The sequence below is a fragment of the Streptomyces sp. NPDC086766 genome, from assembly GCF_044746005.1.
In the GTDB taxonomy this organism is placed as follows: Bacteria; Actinomycetota; Actinomycetes; order Streptomycetales; family Streptomycetaceae; genus Streptomyces.
Genome location: NZ_JBIVBI010000004.1, coordinates 359,914 through 378,559, shown reverse-complemented (window position 1 = coordinate 378,559; position 18,646 = coordinate 359,914). Strand labels below are relative to the sequence as shown.

The 18,646-nt window shown below is 76.3% G+C and carries 1 protein-coding gene; it reads left to right on the top strand.

The window, feature by feature from the left end; all coding sequences use genetic code 11:
- The first annotated feature begins 85 nt into the window (after positions 1-85).
- Positions 86-18,643, top strand: a complete 18,558-nt coding sequence (locus ACIPM1_RS10045; protein WP_402431497.1) for a non-ribosomal peptide synthase/polyketide synthase — start codon at positions 86-88, stop codon at positions 18,641-18,643.
- The last annotated feature ends 3 nt before the right edge of the window (positions 18,644-18,646 follow it).

Genomic DNA, 18,646 nt, shown 5'->3' with positions numbered 1-18,646 from the left:
CGCACCGCTCCGGTGTGCCCGCGGGATGCCCGCGACCGCCGCGCCGGGTCCGCGCGCCGCCCCACGCCCGAAGGACTTCACCCCGATGACGGACCTGCACGCCCAGCAACCCGACGCGCCCGGCTGCCCACGGGCCGGCACCGCCCCGCCGGCCCGCGCGGAGCACGCCACCCGTCACGTCCCGCTCGGTGAGCTGTTCACCGGGTGGGTGACGCGCGACCCGCACGCCCCCGCGGTGACCGACGGCCGGCGCACCTGGACGTACGGGGAACTCGCCCGGCGGGCCGCCCGTCTCGCCGCCCACCTCGTGGCGAGAGGGGCCGGCCCGGAGCAGACGGTGGCGCTGGTCCTGCCGCGCTCGATGGAGCTGATCGCCGCCGAGCTGGCCGTGGCCCTGGCCGGCGCCGCCTTCCTGCCGGTGGACCCCGGCTATCCGGCCGAGCGGCGTGCGCTGATGCTCGCCGACGCCGCACCGGCCGTCGTGCTGGACGACCCGGACCGGGTCCGCGCGCTGATGGACGACGGGGACCAGGAGCCGTACGCGTCCCGGAGCCGGGTCCTCCCCGACCACGCGGCGTACGTCATCTACACCTCCGGCTCCACCGGTACCCCCAAGGGCGTCACCGTCACGCACCGCGGCATCGGCGGCTTCGCCGCGGCCGCCGCCGAGCGGTACGCCGCCGGCCCGGGCGACCGCGTGCTGCAGTTCTCCTCACCCAGCTTCGACGCCTCCGTGCTGGAGCTGTGCGTCTCCGTCCTGTCCGGCGCCCTGCTGGTCGTACCCCCGGACGGGCCCTGGCTGGGCGACGAGCTGGCCGCCGTCCTGGACGAGCACCGCATCACCCACGCCCTCATCCCGCCCGCCGCGCTCGCCACCCTGCCCGACCCCGCGGACAACGGCGGCGCGCCGCACCTGCGCACCCTGATCGTCGGGGCCGAGGCGTGCCCGGCCGCGCTCGTCGACCGGTGGGCGCCCGGCCGCCGCGTGATCAACTCGTACGGGCCGACCGAGGCCACCGTCGTCGCCACCTGGACCGGACCGCTGACCGCCGGCAGCGGGACACCGGCCATCGGCAGCCCGCTGCCCGGCACCGAGGCCCACGTCCTGGACGCGGCGATGCGCCCGGTGCCGCCCGGGACGGATGGCGAGCTGTACGTGGGCGGCGACGGGCTGGCCCGTGGCTACCTCGGCCGGCCCGGCCTGACCGCGACCCGGTTCGTCGCCCACCCGTTCGGGCCGCCCGGCGCCCGCCTCTACCGCACCGGCGACCGGGTGCGCCGGCGGGCGGACGGCGAGCTGGAGTTCCTCGGCCGCGCCGACCGGCAGGTGAAGGTGCGCGGCTTCCGCATCGAGCCCGGCGAGATCGAAGCAGCGCTGACCCGTGACCCCGGCGTCCGCGAGGCCGTCGTCGTGGTCCGCGACGAGGAGCCCGCCCGCGGCCGGCTCGTCGGTTACGTCACGCCCGCCGACCCGGCCCGCAGACCCGATCCCGCCCGGCTGCGCGCCGCCCTCGCCGCCGTCCTGCCGGCCCACATGGTGCCCTCCGCCATAGTCGTCCTGGACGCGATACCGCTCACCCCGCAGCACAAGACCGACCTGCGGGCCCTGCCCGCCCCCGGCGGCGCGCCGACCGAGGAGCACGTCGAGCCGCGCACCGACGCCGAGCGGACCCTGGCCGGGATCTGGGCCGACGTCCTCGGTGTCGGCACCGTCGGCGTCACCGACGACTTCTTCGACCTCGGCGGCGACTCGATCCTCGCCGCCCGCACCCTGACCAGGATCCGCGAGGGCCTCGGCGTCCGGCTCTCCCTGCGCGACGTGTTCACCGCCCGGACCGTCGCCGCGCTCGCCCCGCTGACCGCGGAGCAGTCCGCAGCCGCGCCGCCGGACCCGATCCCCGCCGCCCCGCGCGGAGAGCCCTTCCCGCTCTCCAGCGCCCAGCGGCGCCTGTGGTTCCTCGACGACCTCGCCGGCGGCGGAGCCGAGTACAACACCGGCGTGGCGCTGCGGCTGCGCGGCCCGCTCGACACGCCGGCCCTGCGCCGCGCCCTGGACCGGCTCGCCTCCCGCCACGACTCCCTGCGCACCACCTTCGCCACCGTCGACGGCCAGGGTGTCCAGATGGTCGCCGCCGAGGGGGAGTTGCCCCTACGCACCGCCGATGCCGGGGACCTGCCCGCCGACCGGCCGGACGACGCCGTGGAGCGGCTGCTGACCGAGGAACTGCGCCGCCCCCACGACCTGACGACCGGCCCCCTCACCCGGGCGCTGCTCGTCCGCCGCGCACCCGAGGACCACGTCCTGCTGCTGGCCCAGCACCACATCGTCACCGACGGTTGGTCCGTCGGCGTCCTGACCCGGGACCTCGCGGCGCTCTACCGAGCGGAGGCCTGCGGCGAACCGGACGGCCTTCCCCGGCCGGGCGTGCAGTACCCGGACTTCGCGCGGTGGGAGCGCGCGCGGCGCACCGGCGCCGCGGACGACGGCGACCTCGGCTACTGGAAGCGCCACCTGGCCGGCATGCCGCAACTGGAACTGCCCACCGACCGGCCCCGGCCGGCGGTGCGCACCACCGCGGGCGCGGCCCACCGCCACGACCTCCCCGAGCACCTGGTGGACCGGCTGCGCCGGCTGGCCCAGGGCCGCGGCACGACCGTCTTCACGCTGTTCGCCGGGGCCGCGGCCGTGCTGTTCTCCCGCTACTCGGGACAGCGGGACGTGGCGTTCGGGACCGTCACCACCGGGCGGGACCGCCGCGAACTGGAGGACGTGACGGGCTTCTTCGCCAACACCGTGGTGCTGCGCGGCCAGGTCGACGACGCCCTCACCGTCGACCGGTTCGTGGAGTCCGTGCGCGCGACCGTCCTCGACGCCTTCGCGCACGACGGCGTGCCCTTCGACCGGGTGGTCGAGGAACTGGCCCCGCCGCGCGACCCCAGCCGCACACCGCTGGTGCAGGTGCTGGTGGTGCAGCAGACGGCGCCCGACCGCCCGCCGGTGGCGGCCGGGGTGCGGATCGAGGAGCACCCGCTGCCGCGCCCGGCCGCCCGCTTCGACCTCGTGCTGGAGTTCGCGCCGCGCGCCGACGGCGGCTGCGAGCTGACCGTCGAGTACAACACCGACCTGTACGAGGCGGCGACCGCGGCCCGGATGAGCCGGCAGCTGCACCGCCTGCTGGAGGGCATGGCGGACGGTCCGCACCGGACGCTGGCCGAACTGCCGCTGCTGTCGGACGACGAGCGGCGCACGCTCCTCGACTCCTGGAACCCGCCCGCGCCGGCCGGTGACCACGCCGTCGGCACCACGCTCCCGGCGCTGTTCGAGGCCCAGGTGCGCCGAACCCCCGACCGGACCGCCGTGACCTGCGGCGAGGCCCGGCTGGACTACGCCGCGCTCAACCGGCGCGCCAACCGCCTCGCCCGGCTGCTGACGAGGCACGGCGCGGGTCCGGAGTCCCTGGTGGCGCTCTGCCTGCCGCGCTCGGCCGACCTGCTGCCGATGCTGTGGGCCGTCCTGAAGTCGGGCGCCGGGTACCTGCCCGTCGACCCCGGTTATCCCGCCGAGCGGATCCGCTACATGCTCGACGACGCGGCCCCCGCCCTCGTCGTCGCCACCCGCGACACCGTCCGCGCGGTCCCCGACGACTGCGACCCGCTCCTCCTGGAGGACGCCGAGCCGTCCGGCGAGGGTGAGACGGACCTGACCGACGCCGACCGGATCCGCCCGCTCGACCCGTGCCACCCCGCCTACGTCATCTACACCTCCGGCTCCACCGGCCGTCCCAAGGGCGTGGTCGTCACCCACCGCAGCGTGACCGCGCTGGCCTCCTGGGCCCAGGAGACGTTGGGCGCGCACGGGCTGGCGCACGTCGTCGCGTCCACCTCCCTCAACTTCGACGTGTCCGTCTTCGAGCTGCTGTGCCCGCTAACGGCCGGCGGCGGCGTCGAGGTGGTCGCCGACCTCCCGTCCCTCGCCGACGCCGACGGCCCGCGCAAGGTGGGACTCCTCAGCGGCGTCCCGTCCGTGCTCTCCCGCATGCTCGGCGCCGGCGGCACCGTCGAGGCCGGCACCGTCGTCCTGGCCGGCGAGGCCCTGCCCGCCCGGACCGTACGGGACGTCATGGACGCCATGCCCTCGGCCCAGGTGGCGAACCTGTACGGCCCGACAGAGGGCACCGTCTACGCCACCGCCTGGTTCGCCCACGGCGCCGTCCCCGACCAGGCCCCGCCCATCGGCCGCCCCGTGGCCCGTACCCGCGCCTACGTGCTGGACCGCCTCCTGCGCCCCCAACCCCCCGGGGTCACCGGCGAGCTGTACCTGGGTGGCGGCGGACTGGCCCGCGGCTACCTGGGCCGCCCGGGACTCACCGCGGCCCGGTTCGTCGCCGACCCGTTCGGCGCCCCCGGCGACCGCATGTACCGCACCGGCGACCTCGTGCGCTGGAGCGCCGACGGCCTGCTCGAGTACCTCGGCCGCATCGACCAGCAGGTCAAGGTGCGCGGCTTCCGCATCGAACTGGGCGAGGTGGAGGAGGCACTGCGCCACTGCGCGGGCGTCACCGAGGCCGCCGCGACCGTCCGCGACGCCGACGGCCACCGCCGCCTGGCCGGGTACGTCGTCCCCGCCCCCGGCGCCCGCGTGGACCCGGAGGCGGTACGCCGCGAACTCGGGCGCACCCTGCCCGACTACATGGTCCCGGCGGCCGTCGTCGTGCTGCCCGCCCTGCCGCTCAACGCCAACGGCAAGCTGGACCGCGGCCGCCTCCCCGAGCCCGCACCGGCGGGTACGGCCGCACGCCACGTCACCCCCCGCACCCCCACCGAACGGACCCTCGCCGCCATCTGGGCCGACGTCCTGCACGTGGAGCGGGTGGGAGCGGACGACAACTTCTTCGCGCTGGGCGGCGACTCCATCCTCAGCATCCAGGTCGTCGCCCAGGCCCGGCAGGCGGGCCTGACGATCACCTCGCGGGACGTGTACCGGCACCAGACGGTCGCCGCCCTGGCTCGCCGCGCCGACGAGGCGGGAATCCGGCGCCCCGCCGCCGTGGCCGCACCCGTCGACGCGACCGGCCCCGCCCCGCTGACCCCCATCCAGTATTGGCTCTTCGACCATGCCACGGAGGGGGCCGGGCACTTCGGCCAGACCCTCTCGGTGGAACTGCGCGCCGACGTCGACGCGCAAGCCCTCGAAGCCGCCCTCGACGACGTGATCACCCACCACGACGCCCTGCGCTCCCGCTTCCCCGCCGACGGGCCGGGCGTACGGTGGCTGATCGACGGCCCGGCCGCCCGCTTCCGCCTCGCCCGCCACACCGGCCCGGACACCGACACCCCGCACCTCGGCCCCCACGACCTGCCCCACGGACCGATGCTGCGTGCCGTCCTGCACGACCGGGGCCCCGGACGGCCGCCCGTCCTGCACCTGGCCGTCCACCACCTCGTCGTCGACGGAGTCTCCTGGCGCCTGCTGCTGGAGGACCTGGACCTGGCCTACCGCGCCCGCCGCGCCGGCGGGGACGGAGCGGCGGAGCTGCCCCGCAAGTCCTCCCCGCTGCGTCAGTGGGCCGAGCGCCTCGCCGCGCACGCCGCCGCCGGCGGCTTCGACGACGAGAAGGAGTACTGGACGCGGGCGACCGACGGCGCCCGGGCCGCCCTGCCGTCGGACCGGACGGGCACCAACACCTACGCCTCCCAGCGCTCGGTGACGGTACGCCTCGGCTCCGAGGACACCGATCTGCTCCTGCGCACCCTTCCCGAGACCTACCGCACCCAGGCCAACGACGTCCTGCTCGCCGCCCTCGGCCGGGTGCTGTGCGGCTGGACCGGGCACGACCGGGTGCTGGTGGACGTCGAAGGCCACGGGCGCGAGGACCTGTTCGCCGACGTCGACACCAGCCGCACCGTCGGCTGGTTCACCACCCGCCACCCCGTCGCCCTCGGCGTCCCGCCCGCGGCGGACTGGGACGCCGTGCTCAAGCAGGTCAAGGAGCAGCTGCGCGCGGTGCCCCGGCACGGCCTCGGCCACGGCCTGCTGACCCGGCCGGGCGGCGACACCGCACCGCTGCCGGCGACCCCCGCGCAGATCAGCTTCAACTACCTGGGCCGCTTCGGGCTGTCCGGCACCTCCGAGGGGCTGTACGCCGGCCTGTTCCGCCCGCTGGAGCTGGACGCGGACCCCTCGGCGCCCCGCCCCCACGCCCTGGAGGTCGTGGGCCGACTGGACGAGGAAGGCCTGGAGTTCACCTGGTTCTACTCGGACGCGCTGCACCGGCGGGACACCGTAGAGGACCTCGCGGAACGGTTCGCCGACGCGCTGGCCGGCCTCGCCCGCCACGCGTCCCGGCCCGGCGCCGCCGGACGCACCCCCTCGGACTTCCCGCTCGCCCGGCTCGACCAGACGCACGTCGACCGCATCGTGGGCGAGGACCCCGCGGACGTGGAGGACGTACACCCCCTCACGCCCACCCAGGCCGGCATGCTCTTCCACCGGCTCTCGCAGGACGACCGCGGCGTGTACTTCCAGCAACTGACCTTCGTCCTCGACGGCGTGGCGGACCCGGCCGTCCTCGCGGACGCCTGGCAGCGGATCACGGACCGTACCCCGGTGCTCCGCGCCCGCGTGGTGTGGCAGGACGTGCCCGAGCCGCTGCTGGTGGTGCAGTGCCGGGCAGCGGTGCCGGTGGAGCGGCTCGACTGGCGCGAGCTGTCCGACGCCGAGCGCGACGAACGGCTGCGCGCACTCCTCGACCAGGACCGCGCCCGCGGAGTCGACCTGACGCGCGCGCCGCTCCAGCGCCTGGTGCTGGCCAGGGTCTCCGACCGCGCGGTCCGTGTCGTGTGGTCCTTCGACCACCTGATCCTGGACGGCTGGAGCCTGTTCCAGGTCCTCTCCGACGTCTTCGCCTGCCACGCCGGCCTGACGGGTGCGGCGCACGCCCCGCTGCCCGACCGCCGCCCCTTCCGCGACTACGTCGCCTGGCTGCGGGACCGCGCCGACCGGGCCGAGGCCGAACGGCACTGGCAGAGCCGTCTGAACGGCCTCGACGGCACCACCGCGCTGCCCTTCGACCGCGAGCCCCGCGAGAGCCACCGCGCGGAGTCGACGCGGGCGGTGCGCGTCACGGTGCCCGAGTCCACCACCCGGGCCCTGCGCGGCCTGGCCAGGACGGCGGGCCTGACCATGAACACCCTCGTGCAGGGCGCCTGGGCGCTGCTGCTCGGCCGTCAGGCGGCGACCGACGAGGTGGTCTTCGGCACCACCGTCTCCGGACGGCCGCCCGAGCTGCCCGGGGCCGACGCCATGACCGGCCTGTTCATCGCGACCCTGCCCACCCGCGTGACCGTGCCGCGCGACCAGCCGCTGCTCACCTGGCTGGCCCGGCTCCAGCAGGACCAGAGCGAGGACCGCCGCCACGACCACGTGCCGCTGCACCGCATGAAGGCCTTCACCCGGCTGCCCGAGCGCGCCGCCCTGTTCGACAGCATCGTGGTGTTCGAGAACTACCCGGTCGACGACTCGCTCGCCGCCGCGCACGGGCTGCGGCTCACCGGCCTGGACGGCATCGAGACCACCAACTACCCGCTCAGCCTCGTCGCCTACCCTGGCACGGAACTCGCCCTGCGCCTCGGCTACGACCCGGACCTCTTCGACGCCGCCACCGTCGAGCGGACGGCCGAGTACCTCACCGTCCTGCTGGACGGCCTCGCCACCGCGCCGGGAAGCACGCCCGCCCGCCTGCCCCTGCTGACGGCCGCCCGGCGCGAGCAGGTGCTCCACACGTGGAACGACACCGCCACCGGCAACCCCGCGGCGACCACCGCGGACCTGTTCGCCGCACAGGTGCGGCGCACCCCCGACGCCGTCGCGCTGCTGGCCGGCGACGAGCGGCTCACCTACCGCGAACTCGACCACCGGGCCGCGGCACTGGCCGCCCGGCTGGCCGCGCGCGGGGTCCGCCCGGAGGCCGCCGTCGGCGTCCTGATGGACCGCTCGGCCCGCCTCGTCGTCACCCAGGTCGCCCTCGCCCGCCTCGGCGGCGTGTACGTCCCCCTCGACGGCAGGGCGCCCCGGGAGCGGCTGCGCACGATGCTCGCGGAAGCCGGCGCCGGCCTGCTGCTCACCGACGAGGCCTGGGAGGAGACGGCCACGGCCCTCCTCCCGAAGGAGCACGTGCTGCGGCCGGACGACGACAGCGCCCCGCCTCAGGAACCGGCGGTCGCGCCCCGCGTCCACCCGGACAACGTCCAGTACCTGATGTTCACCTCCGGCTCCACCGGCGCCCCCAAGGGCGTGGCGGTGCGGCAGCGGGACGTCGCCGCGCTCGCCCTCGACCGCGCCTTCGCCGCCCACGACCGGGTCCTCGTGCACTCCCCGCACGCCTTCGACGCCTCCACCTACGAGCTGTGGGTGCCGCTGCTGCGCGGCGGCACGGCCGTGCTCGCCCCGCCCGGGGACCTGGAGGCAGCCGCCGTACGCCACGCGCTCACCGAACAGGGCGTGAGCTGCCTGTTCCTGACCGTCGGCCTGTTCCGCCTGCTCGCCCAGGAGGACCCCGCCTGCCTGTCCGGCGCACGCGAGGTGTGGACCGGCGGCGAGGCCGTGCCCGGCTCCGCCGTACGGCGCGTGCTGGACGCCTGCCCGGACCTGACCGTCGTCGACGTGTACGGCCCCACCGAGACCACCGCCTTCGCCACCCGGCGCGTCTTCCGCGCCGGTGACGCGCTCCCCGCGACGCTGCCGATCGGCCGCCCCCTGGACGACACCCGGGTGTACGTCCTGGACGGCGCGCTGCAGCCCCAACCTCCCGGTATCCCGGGCGAGTTGTACCTCGCCGGCGCCGGACTCGCCCGCGGCTACACCGGGCGCCCCGGGGCGACGGCGGCCCGCTACCTGGCCGACCCGTTCGGCCCGCCCGGCGGCCGGATGTACCGCACCGGCGACATCGTGCGCTGGAGCGCCGACGGCGAACTGCACTTCGTGGGACGCGCCGACGACCAGATCAAGATCCGCGGCTTCCGGGTGGAACCCGCCGAGATCGAGGCCCGGCTCACCGCGCACCCGGCGATCGCCGAGGCCGTGGTGTCCGTGTCGCGCCACGCGGGCCGCAAACGCCTGGTCGCCCACCTGGTGCCCGCCCCCGGCGCGGCGGTGCCTTCGGCGGGGGAGCTGCGCGACCGCCTCTCCGGCGACCTGCCCGACTACATGATCCCGGCCGCGTTCGTCACCGTGGCCGAGCTGCCCCTGACCGCCAACGGCAAGGTCGACCGCCGGCGCCTGCCCGAACCCGACCTGTCGGCGGCGGCCGACACCGCCTACCGCGCGCCGCGCACGGAGGCCGAGCGGGTGCTCGCCGGGATCTGGGCCGAGCTCCTGGGCGTGGAACGGGTCGGCGCCGACGACAACTTCTTCGTGCTGGGCGGCGACTCGATCGTCAGCATCCAGGTCGTCTCCCGCGCCCGCACCGCCGGTCTGGCACTGACCCCGAGGGACCTGTTCCGGCACCCCACGCTCGCCGCCCTGGCCACCGCCGCGACCGGCGCGGCCGCGACCGTCGCGGGCACCGCTCCGGTGACCGGCGAGGCCGGGCTCACCCCGATCCAGCACTGGTTCCTCGACGCCGAGCCGCCGCGCCCGGAGTACTTCAACCAGTCCGTGCTCGTCGAGACGGCCGGGAACGTGGACACCGGCGCGCTGGCCGCGGCCCTGGCCGCGCTGTGGGCCCACCACGACGCCCTGCGCGCCCGCTTCACCCGCGCCGCGGACGGCACCTGGCGCCAGGAGATCACCGCCCCGGACACCGAGGCGCCCCGCCTGCTGGAGGCCCACGACCTGAGCGCGCTCGACGCCGAGGCCGCCGCACAGGCCGAGGACCGCCTCTCCCACGAGGCGCACACCGGCTTCCGGCTGGACACCGGCCCGCTGGTCGCCGCCCGGCTGTTCACCCGCGCGGACGGGCCCGCGCGCCTGCTGCTGGCCGCCCACCACCTGATCGTCGACGGCGTCTCCTGGCGCGTCCTGCTGGAGGACCTGGAGACCGCCTACCGCCAGGCCCGGGCCGGCGAGCCGATCCGGCTGCCGCAGCGCACGACGTCCGCGCGGGAATGGGTGCGGCGGCTCACCCGTCGCACCCGCGAGGGGCACTTCGCGGCCCAGCGCGCCCACTGGGAGGCCGTGTCGCGGCACTGCGCCGCACCGCTGCCGGTGGAGCTCGACGGCGGCAACACCGCCGCCGACCTGCGCGCCGTGACCGTGCGCCTGGACCGCCGGCGGACCGACGACCTGCTGCGCCGGGTCCCCGGCGTCTACCGCACCCGCATCGACGACGTCCTGCTGACCGCCCTCGGCCGCGTGCTGGCCGACTGGACCGGCCGCGCCACCGTCGCCGTGGGACTGGAGGGGCACGGCCGCGAGGACCAGCTCTTCGACGACCTGGACCTGTCCCGCACGGTCGGCTGGTTCACCAGCCTCTTCCCGGTCGCCCTCGAACTGCCCGAGGGGGACTGGGGGGCCGCGCTGAAGTCCGTCAAGGAGCAGCTGCGGGCCGTCCCCGACCGGGGCGTCGGCTACGGCGCTCTGCGTCACCTCGCGGGCGACGAGGCGCTCGCCGCCGCTCCGCTGCCCGGCATCAGCTTCAACTACCTGGGCCGGTTCGACTGGTCGGCCGACGGCGGCGCGCTGGTCGGGTCCGTTCCCGGCGGTCTGGGCGGCGCCGAGGACCCCGGGGCGCCGCGCCCGCACCTGCTGGACGTGGTGGCCCGCGTCGAGGGCGACGAGCTGGAGATCACCTGGCACTACAGCGGCGGACGCCACCGCGAGGAGACGGTCGCCGCCCTCGCCACGGGCATGCGGCGCGCACTGGAGGAGATCGTCGCGCACTGCGCCGCCCCGGACGCCGGCGGCCGCACGCCCTCGGACTTCCCGCTGGCCCGGCTCGACCAGGCCGCCGTCGACCGGATCGCGGGCGACGGACGCACCGTGGAGGACGTGTACCCGCTCACGCCGATGCAGGCGGGCATGCTGTTCCACAGCCTGCTGGACTCCAGGTCCCGGACCTACGTGAACCAGGTGCAGGTGGTGCTGCACGGCCTCACCGACCCGCACGCGCTCGCCGAGGCGTGGCAGCACACTGCGGACGCCAACCCGATCCTGCGCACCCGCCTGGTGTGGCAGGAGACCGCCGAACCCCTCCAGGTGGTGGAGCGGCGGGCCGTCGTGCCCGTCACCCACCACGACTGGACCGGGCGGTCCGCCGAGCAGTGCGCGCGGGACATGGAGCCGCTGCTCGAAGCGGACCGGCGGGCCGGGATCGACCTGGGCGCGGCCCCTCTCATGCGGCTCGCGCTGATCCGCCTGGCACCGGACCGGGTGCGCATGGTGTGGACGTTCCACCACGTCCTGCTCGACGGCTGGAGCGCGGCGCAGGTGTTCGACGAGGTGTGCGAGCGGTACGCGGCGCTGACCGCCGGACGCCGCCCGCAGGTGCCCGGCCGGGGGCCCTTCGCCGACTACCTGCGGTGGCTGGCCGCCCAGGACAGCAGCCGTGCGGAGCGCTACTGGCGCGAGACACTGGCCGGCTTCGCCGCGCCCACCGCGCTGCCGCGCGACCGGCGACCCGGCGGGGTCCACCGCACGTCGTCGTCGGGAACGGTCCGGGTGGCCCTCGGGCAGGAGGTCTCGGCGCGGCTGAAGGAGACCGCGCAGCGGGCCGGGCTGACCGTCAACACGATGCTCCAGGGCGCCTGGGGCCTGCTGCTGCACCACTACGGCGGCGGTGACGACGTCGTCTTCGGCACGACCGTATCCGGACGCCCGGGCGAACTGCCCGGCGTGACCTCCATGGTGGGCCTGTTCATCAACACCGTGCCCACCCGGCTGCGGATCGACGGCCGCCGCCCCCTGCTGGGCTGGCTGCGCGAGGTGCAGGCCGCCCAGTCCGAGGCCCGCGGCCACGACTTCGTCTCCCTCGCCCAGGTCCAGGCCTGGAGCGAGGTCCCCGGCGGCACCAACCTGTTCGACAGCATCGTCGTCTTCGAGAACTACCCCTTCGACGCGGGCGCCCTGGCCCGGCACGGGCTCGCCGTCGAGCAGGAACGCGACCTGGAGCCGACCAACTACCCGCTCAGCGTGGTCGTCGCCCCCGGCGACGACGTGACCGTGTCCCTCGACTACGACCCGGCGGCCTTCGACGCCGCCACCGTCGAGGGGCTCGGCGCGGCCCTGCGCACCCTGCTGACCTCGATGGCCGACGGCGCCGGCCGCCGCCTGGCCGACCTGCCGGTACTCGCACCGGACGACGGCCGCCGCCTGCTCGACCGGCTCGCCGGACCGGTGGCGGGACTCCCGCGCCGCACCATCACGGACGCCTTCGCGGCCCAGGCCGCCCGCACCCCCGACGCCCCGGCCGTGACCGCCGGCGCCGAGCACCTGACGTACCGGCAGCTCGACGAGCGCGCCGACCGGCTGGCCCGCCTCCTGATCGACGCCGGCGCCGGACCGGAGCGGTTCGTCGCGCTGGCCCTGCCCCGCACCGCCGACCTCATCGTGGCGCTCCTCGCGGTCCTCAAGAGCGGCGCCGCCTACCTCCCGGTCGACCCCGGCCACCCGGCGGACCGCATCGCGTTCCTCTTCGAGGACGTCCGGCCCGACGCGGTGATCACCCGCGCGGAGACCTCCGGGCGGCTGCCGGACGGCCCGTACACGCGGATCGTCCTGGACGACGCGGCCTGCGTCGAGCGCCTGGCCGCCGCGTCCGCCGCCCCCGTGAGCGACGGGGAGAGGCGGGGCACGCTGCTGCCGGAGCACCCCGCCTACGTCATCCACACCTCCGGCTCCACCGGCCGCCCCAAGGGCGTCGTCGTCTCCCACACCTCGGTGGTGGCGCTGACCGACTGGGCCGCCGCCGAGTTCACCGGCCGCGGACTCGCCCACGTCGTGGCCTCCACGTCGCTCAACTTCGACGTCTCCGTGTTCGAGATCCTCTCGCCGCTGCTGGCCGGCGGCCACGTCGAGTTGGTCCGCGACGTGCTGGCCCTCGCCGAACGGCCAGGCCCGTGGCGCGCCGGACTGCTCAGCGCCGTCCCCTCCGCCCTGGGCCGCCTGCTGGCCGAGGACACCGTGCGCGTCACGGCCGACACCGTCGTCCTGGCCGGTGAGGCGCTGCCCGCCCGCGCCGTCCGCCAGGTGCACGCGGCGATCCCCGGCTGCCGGGTCATGAACATCTACGGCCCCACCGAGGCCACCGTCTACGCCACCGCCTTCACCTGCGACCCGGCCGACCCCGACCGGGACCCGCCCATCGGCCGGCCCGTCGGCGGCGCCCGCGCCTACGTCCTCGACGCCCGCCTGCGCCCCGTGCCCGTCGGGGCGCCCGGCGAGCTGTACCTCGCCGGGACGGGCGTGGCCCGCGGCTACCTGAACCGGCCCGGCCTGACCGCGTCCCGCTTCCTCGCCGACCCCTTCGGCCCGCCCGGCGGCCGCATGTACCGCACCGGCGACCTGGTCCGCTGGACGGCCGACGGCGACCTGCTGTACCTCGGCCGCACCGACGACCAGGTCAAGGTGCGCGGCTTCCGCATCGAACTCGGCGAGGTGGAGGCCGCGCTGGCCGGGCATCCCGAGGTGGCCGCGGCCGCCGCCCGGGTCGTGGAACACGACGGCCACAAGCGCCTCGTGGCCTACGCCGTGCCCGGCGGCGGCGACACCCCCGCACCGGCCGACCTGCGCGCCTTCCTGGCCCGGACGCTGCCCGATCACCTGGTCCCGGCCGTCGTGGTGCCGCTGGAGCGGCTGCCGCTGGGCGCCACCGGCAAGCTGGACCGGCGGGCCCTGCCCGCACCGGTCTGGTCCGCCCCCTCCGCGGAGGGCACCCGGCCGCCGCGCACCGCCGGCGAGCGGACACTCGCCGCGATCTGGTCCGAGGTGCTGGGCGTGGCCGACGTGGGCGCGACGGACAACTACTTCGCGCTCGGCGGCGACTCCATCCTCGGCATCCAGATCGTGTCCGCCGCCCGCCGCGCGGGCCTCGCGCTGACGCCCCGGCACCTCTTCCAGCACCAGACGGTCGCCGAACTGGCCGCGGCGGTCGAGGAGGTCCCGGCCGCGGCGGCCGACGCGGAACAGGGCCCGGTCGTCGGGGACGTGCCCCTCACGCCCGTACAGCACTGGCTGTTCGACACCCTCACCGGCGACCCGGCCCGCCTCACCCAGGCGGTGTCCTTCGAGCTGGCACCCGGCACCGACCCGGCGCTGCTGCGCGCCGCCCTCGCGGCGGTGCTGGAGCACCACGACGCGCTGCGCATGCGCTACGAACAGGACGGTGACGGGCGATGGCGCCAGTACGGCACGCCGCCCGGCCCCGCGCCGCACCTGGAGTTGCACGACAGGCCGGAGGAGGCGGCCGCCGTGGCCGCGGACCTGTGCGCCGGGTTCGACCTGGCCGGCGGGCCGCTGGTCAAGGCCGCCCTGTGCCGCCCCGACGGCAACCGCCCGCCCGTCCTCGTGCTGGCCGCCCACCACCTCGTCGTCGACGCGGTGTCCTGGCGGCTGATCGCGGACGACCTCGAGGCCGCCCACCGGGCCCTGCGCGCCGGTGCCACGCCCGACCTGGGGGCGAAGACGACGTCCTTCCGCACCTGGGCCCGGCGCCTGGCCGCGTACACCGCGGACGGCGGCTTCGACGACGAGCTCGCGCACTGGAGCGGCCTGCGCCCCACCGCCTTGCCCACCGACCTCGACGGCGGCAACGCGGGCGCCGACGAGGAGACCGTGACGGTGAGCCTCGGCGAGGAGGACACCCGCCGGCTGCTGCAGGAGGTCCCGGACGCCTACCGCACCCGCGTCAACGACGTCCTGCTGTGCGCCGTCGGCCGGGTCCTGGCCCGCTGGACGGGCCAGGACCGGGTGGTCCTCGCGCTGGAGGGCCACGGCCGCGAGGACCTCTTCGACGACGTCGACCTCGCCCGCACGGTCGGCTGGTTCACCACCATGTTCCCCGTGAGCCTCGACGTGCCCCGCGACGCCGACCTCGCCACCGCGCTGAAGACGGTCAAGGAGAACCTCCGCGCCGTACCGCGCGGGGGAGTGGGCTACGGCGCGCTGCGGCACCTGCACCCCACGGCGGGACGCGACCTGCCCGGCCTGCCGCAGGTGGGCTTCAACTACCTCGGACAGCAGGACCGGACCGCCGCCGACGGCCTGCTGCGGGCCCCCCACGGCGGGCTGACCGGCGGCATGGACCGCGCGGCGGACCGGCCGCACCTCATCGACGTCCTCGGTCAAGTCATAGGCGGACGAATGGAGTTCACCTGGTCGTACTCCCGGCGGGTGCACCGGCGCGACACCGTCGCACGCCTCGCGCGGGAGACGGCGGCGGAACTGCGCGAGATCGTCCGGCACTGCGCCGAGCCGGGCGCGGGCGGCCGCACCCCGTCGGACTTCCCGCTGGCCGCACTGGACCAGCGGGCCGTCGACCGGCTGGCCGGCGACGGGCGTGACGTCACGGACGTCTACCCCCTCACCCCCACGCAGACCGGCATGGTCGTGCACGGCATGGACGAGCCCGGCGAGGGCCTGTACGTCGAGCAGATCACCTTCGTCGCGGACGGCGTGCGCGAGCCCCGGCTGCTCGCGACCGCCTGGCAGCACGTCGTGGACCACACGCCCGTGCTGCGCACCGCCGTGGCCCCTGGCGAGGTCCCGGTCCCGCTCCAGACCGTCCACCGCCACGTCACCCTGCCCGTCACCGAACTCGACTGGAGCCGTCTGGACTCGGCGCGGCGGGACACCGCACTCCGGCGCCTGCTCGACGAGGACCGCGCCCGGGGCATCGACCTGGACGGCCCCCCGCTGCTGCGCGTCACCCTGATCCGGCTCGGCCCCGACGAGGTGCGCGTGGTGTGGACCTTCCACCACGTCCTGCTGGACGGCTGGAGCGTCTTCCACGTCCTGTCGGACGTGATGGCCGCACACGCCGCGCTCGCCGCCGGCAGCGAGCCGGAACTGCCCCGGCGGAGGCCCTTCGCCGACTACGCCGCCTGGCTGGCCGGCCGGGACGCGGCCGCCGCCGAGGAGCACTGGAAGACCGCCCTCGCCGGGTACGCTGCGCCCACCGCGCTGCCCTACGACCGCAGGCCCGCCCCGGGCGCCGCCGCCCGGTCGGGGACCTGGCTGTCCCGGCGGCTCCGCGCCGACGGCACCGCCCGGCTCACGGACTTCGCCCGCCGCCACCGGCTCACCCTCAACACGCTGGTGCAGGGCGCCTGGGCGCTGCTGCTGGCCCGCGCGTGCGGCGAGCGGGAAGTCTGCTTCGGCACCACCGTCTCCGGCCGGCCCGCCGACCTGCCGGGCGCGGACATGATCACCGGCCTGTTCATCACCACCCTGCCCGCGCGGATCACCGTGGACGAGTCCGCGCCGTGCGCGGCGTGGCTGCGGGAGCTCCAGGCCGCCCGCGCGGAGGACCGGCGCTTCGACCACGTGCCGCTGACGGACCTCCACCAGTGGAGCGAACTGCCGCCCGGCACAGCCCTGTTCGACAGCCTGCTGGTCTTCGAGAACTATCCCGTGGGCGACACCACGGCGGGCGCGCACGGCGTGCGGATCCGGGACCTCGACGCCCGCGAGGCGACCAACTACCCGCTCACCGTGGTCATCTCACCCGGCGACGAGCTGAGCGTGGAACTCGGTTACGACCCCCGGTACTTCGACGAGACGACGGCCGAGGCCCTGGCCGCCCGGCTGACGCACACCCTGACCGCGCTCGCCGAATCCGGTGACCGGGCGCCGCTACGCGCCGTCGACGTGCTGCCGCCCGCGGAACGCCACCGCCTGCTGCACGGCCCCGCACGCCCGCAGCTGCCGCCGGTGCCCCCGGCGACGCTGCCCGCGCTGATCGAGGCCGCGGCCGACCGGTGGCCCGACCGCACCGCCCTCGACACGGGGGAGTCGACGCTGACCTTCGCCGAGGCGGAGGCCCACGCCAACCGGCTGGCGCACCACCTCGTCGCACGCGGGGCCGGGCCCGGTGACCTCGTCGCGCTGGTCCTGCCGCGCTCGGCGGACATGGTCCTCGCCCAGCTCGCCGTCGCCAAGGCCGGTGCCGCCTTCCTCCCGGTGGACCCCGGCTACCCGGCCGAGCGGGTCGCGCTGATGCTGCGCGACGCGGACCCCGCCGTCACCCTGACCGCCGAGGAGGTCGCCGGCCTGCTCGCCGCCCCGCCCGACGGCACGTCCGGCCACCGGCCCACCGACACCGACCGGATCCGCCCGCTCCACCTCGACGACCCGGCGTACGTCATCTACACCTCCGGTTCCACCGGCACTCCCAAGGGCGTCGTCGTCACCCACCGCGGGCTGGCCGGCTTCGCCGCCGCCGAGGCCGCGCACTACCAAGTGGGCGCGGGCGACCGAGTCCTGGCCTTCGCCACGCCCAGCTTCGACGCCTCCGTGCTGGAGCTGTGCATGGCCTGGCCGAGCGGCGCGGCCCTCGTCGTGCCGCCGCCCGGCCCGCTGCTCGGCGCCGACCTGGCCGGCTTCCTGCGCACCGCGCGCATCACGCACACCCTGCTGCCGCCCGCCGCGCTCGCCACCCTCCCGCCGGACACCCCCGGCACCCTGCCGGACCTGCGCACCCTGATCGTCGGCGCGGACGCATGCCGGGCCGAACTGGTCGCCCGGTGGGCACCGCACCACCGCATGGTCAACTCCTACGGGCCCACCGAGGCGACCGTCGTCGCCACCTGGTCCGACCCGCTGGAGCCGGACGGCGGCGCGCCCCCCATCGGCCGCGCGCTGCCCGCCACCGGCACCTACGTCCTCGACGCGCGCCTGCGCCCCGTCCCCGACGGGGTGCCCGGCGAACTGTGGCTCGCCGGCCCGGCCCTGGCCCGTGGCTACCTGGGCCGCCCCGGCCTGACGGCGACCCGCTTCACCGCCGACCCGTTCGGGCCGCCCGGCACCCGCATGTACCGCACCGGCGACCTGGTCCGGCGCGACGCCCGCGGCGAACTGCACTACCTCGGGCGCACCGACCACCAGCTCAAGCTGCGCGGCCACCGCATCGAGGCCGGCGAGGTCGAGGCGACCCTGGTGCGCCACCCGGCGGTGCTGGACGCCGTGGTGAGCGTGCGGGAGGACGAGCCGGGGCTGCCGCGTCTGGTGGCGCACCTGCTCGTGGCGCCCGGCGCCGAGCCACCCGCCGCGGCTGAGCTGCGGGCCTTCGCCGCCCGCACCCTGCCCGGCCCCATGGTGCCCTCGGCGTTCGTGACGCTGGACCGCTTCCCGCTCACGGAGAACGGCAAGACCGACCGGGCCGCGCTGCCCGCGCCCGGCCCGCAGGCGCAGGAGCAGGCTGCCGGGCACGTGCCGCCCCGCACGCCCACCGAGGAGGCGGTCGCCGCCCTGTGGGAGGCGTCCCTGGAGACCACCGTGGGCGCCGAGGACGACTTCTTCGACCTGGGCGGCGACTCCCTGCGCGCCCTGCGGATCGCCTCCCGCGCCAACGACCTCTTCGGCGTGACCCTCACGCCCCGCGACGTCCTGGTCAACCGCACCGTCGCCGCCCTGGCGGACCTGGTGGAGGAACAGGTGCTGAGCGAACTCGAAGACGCCGCACGCGGCGACAGCGACCACGAAGAACGGTGAGGA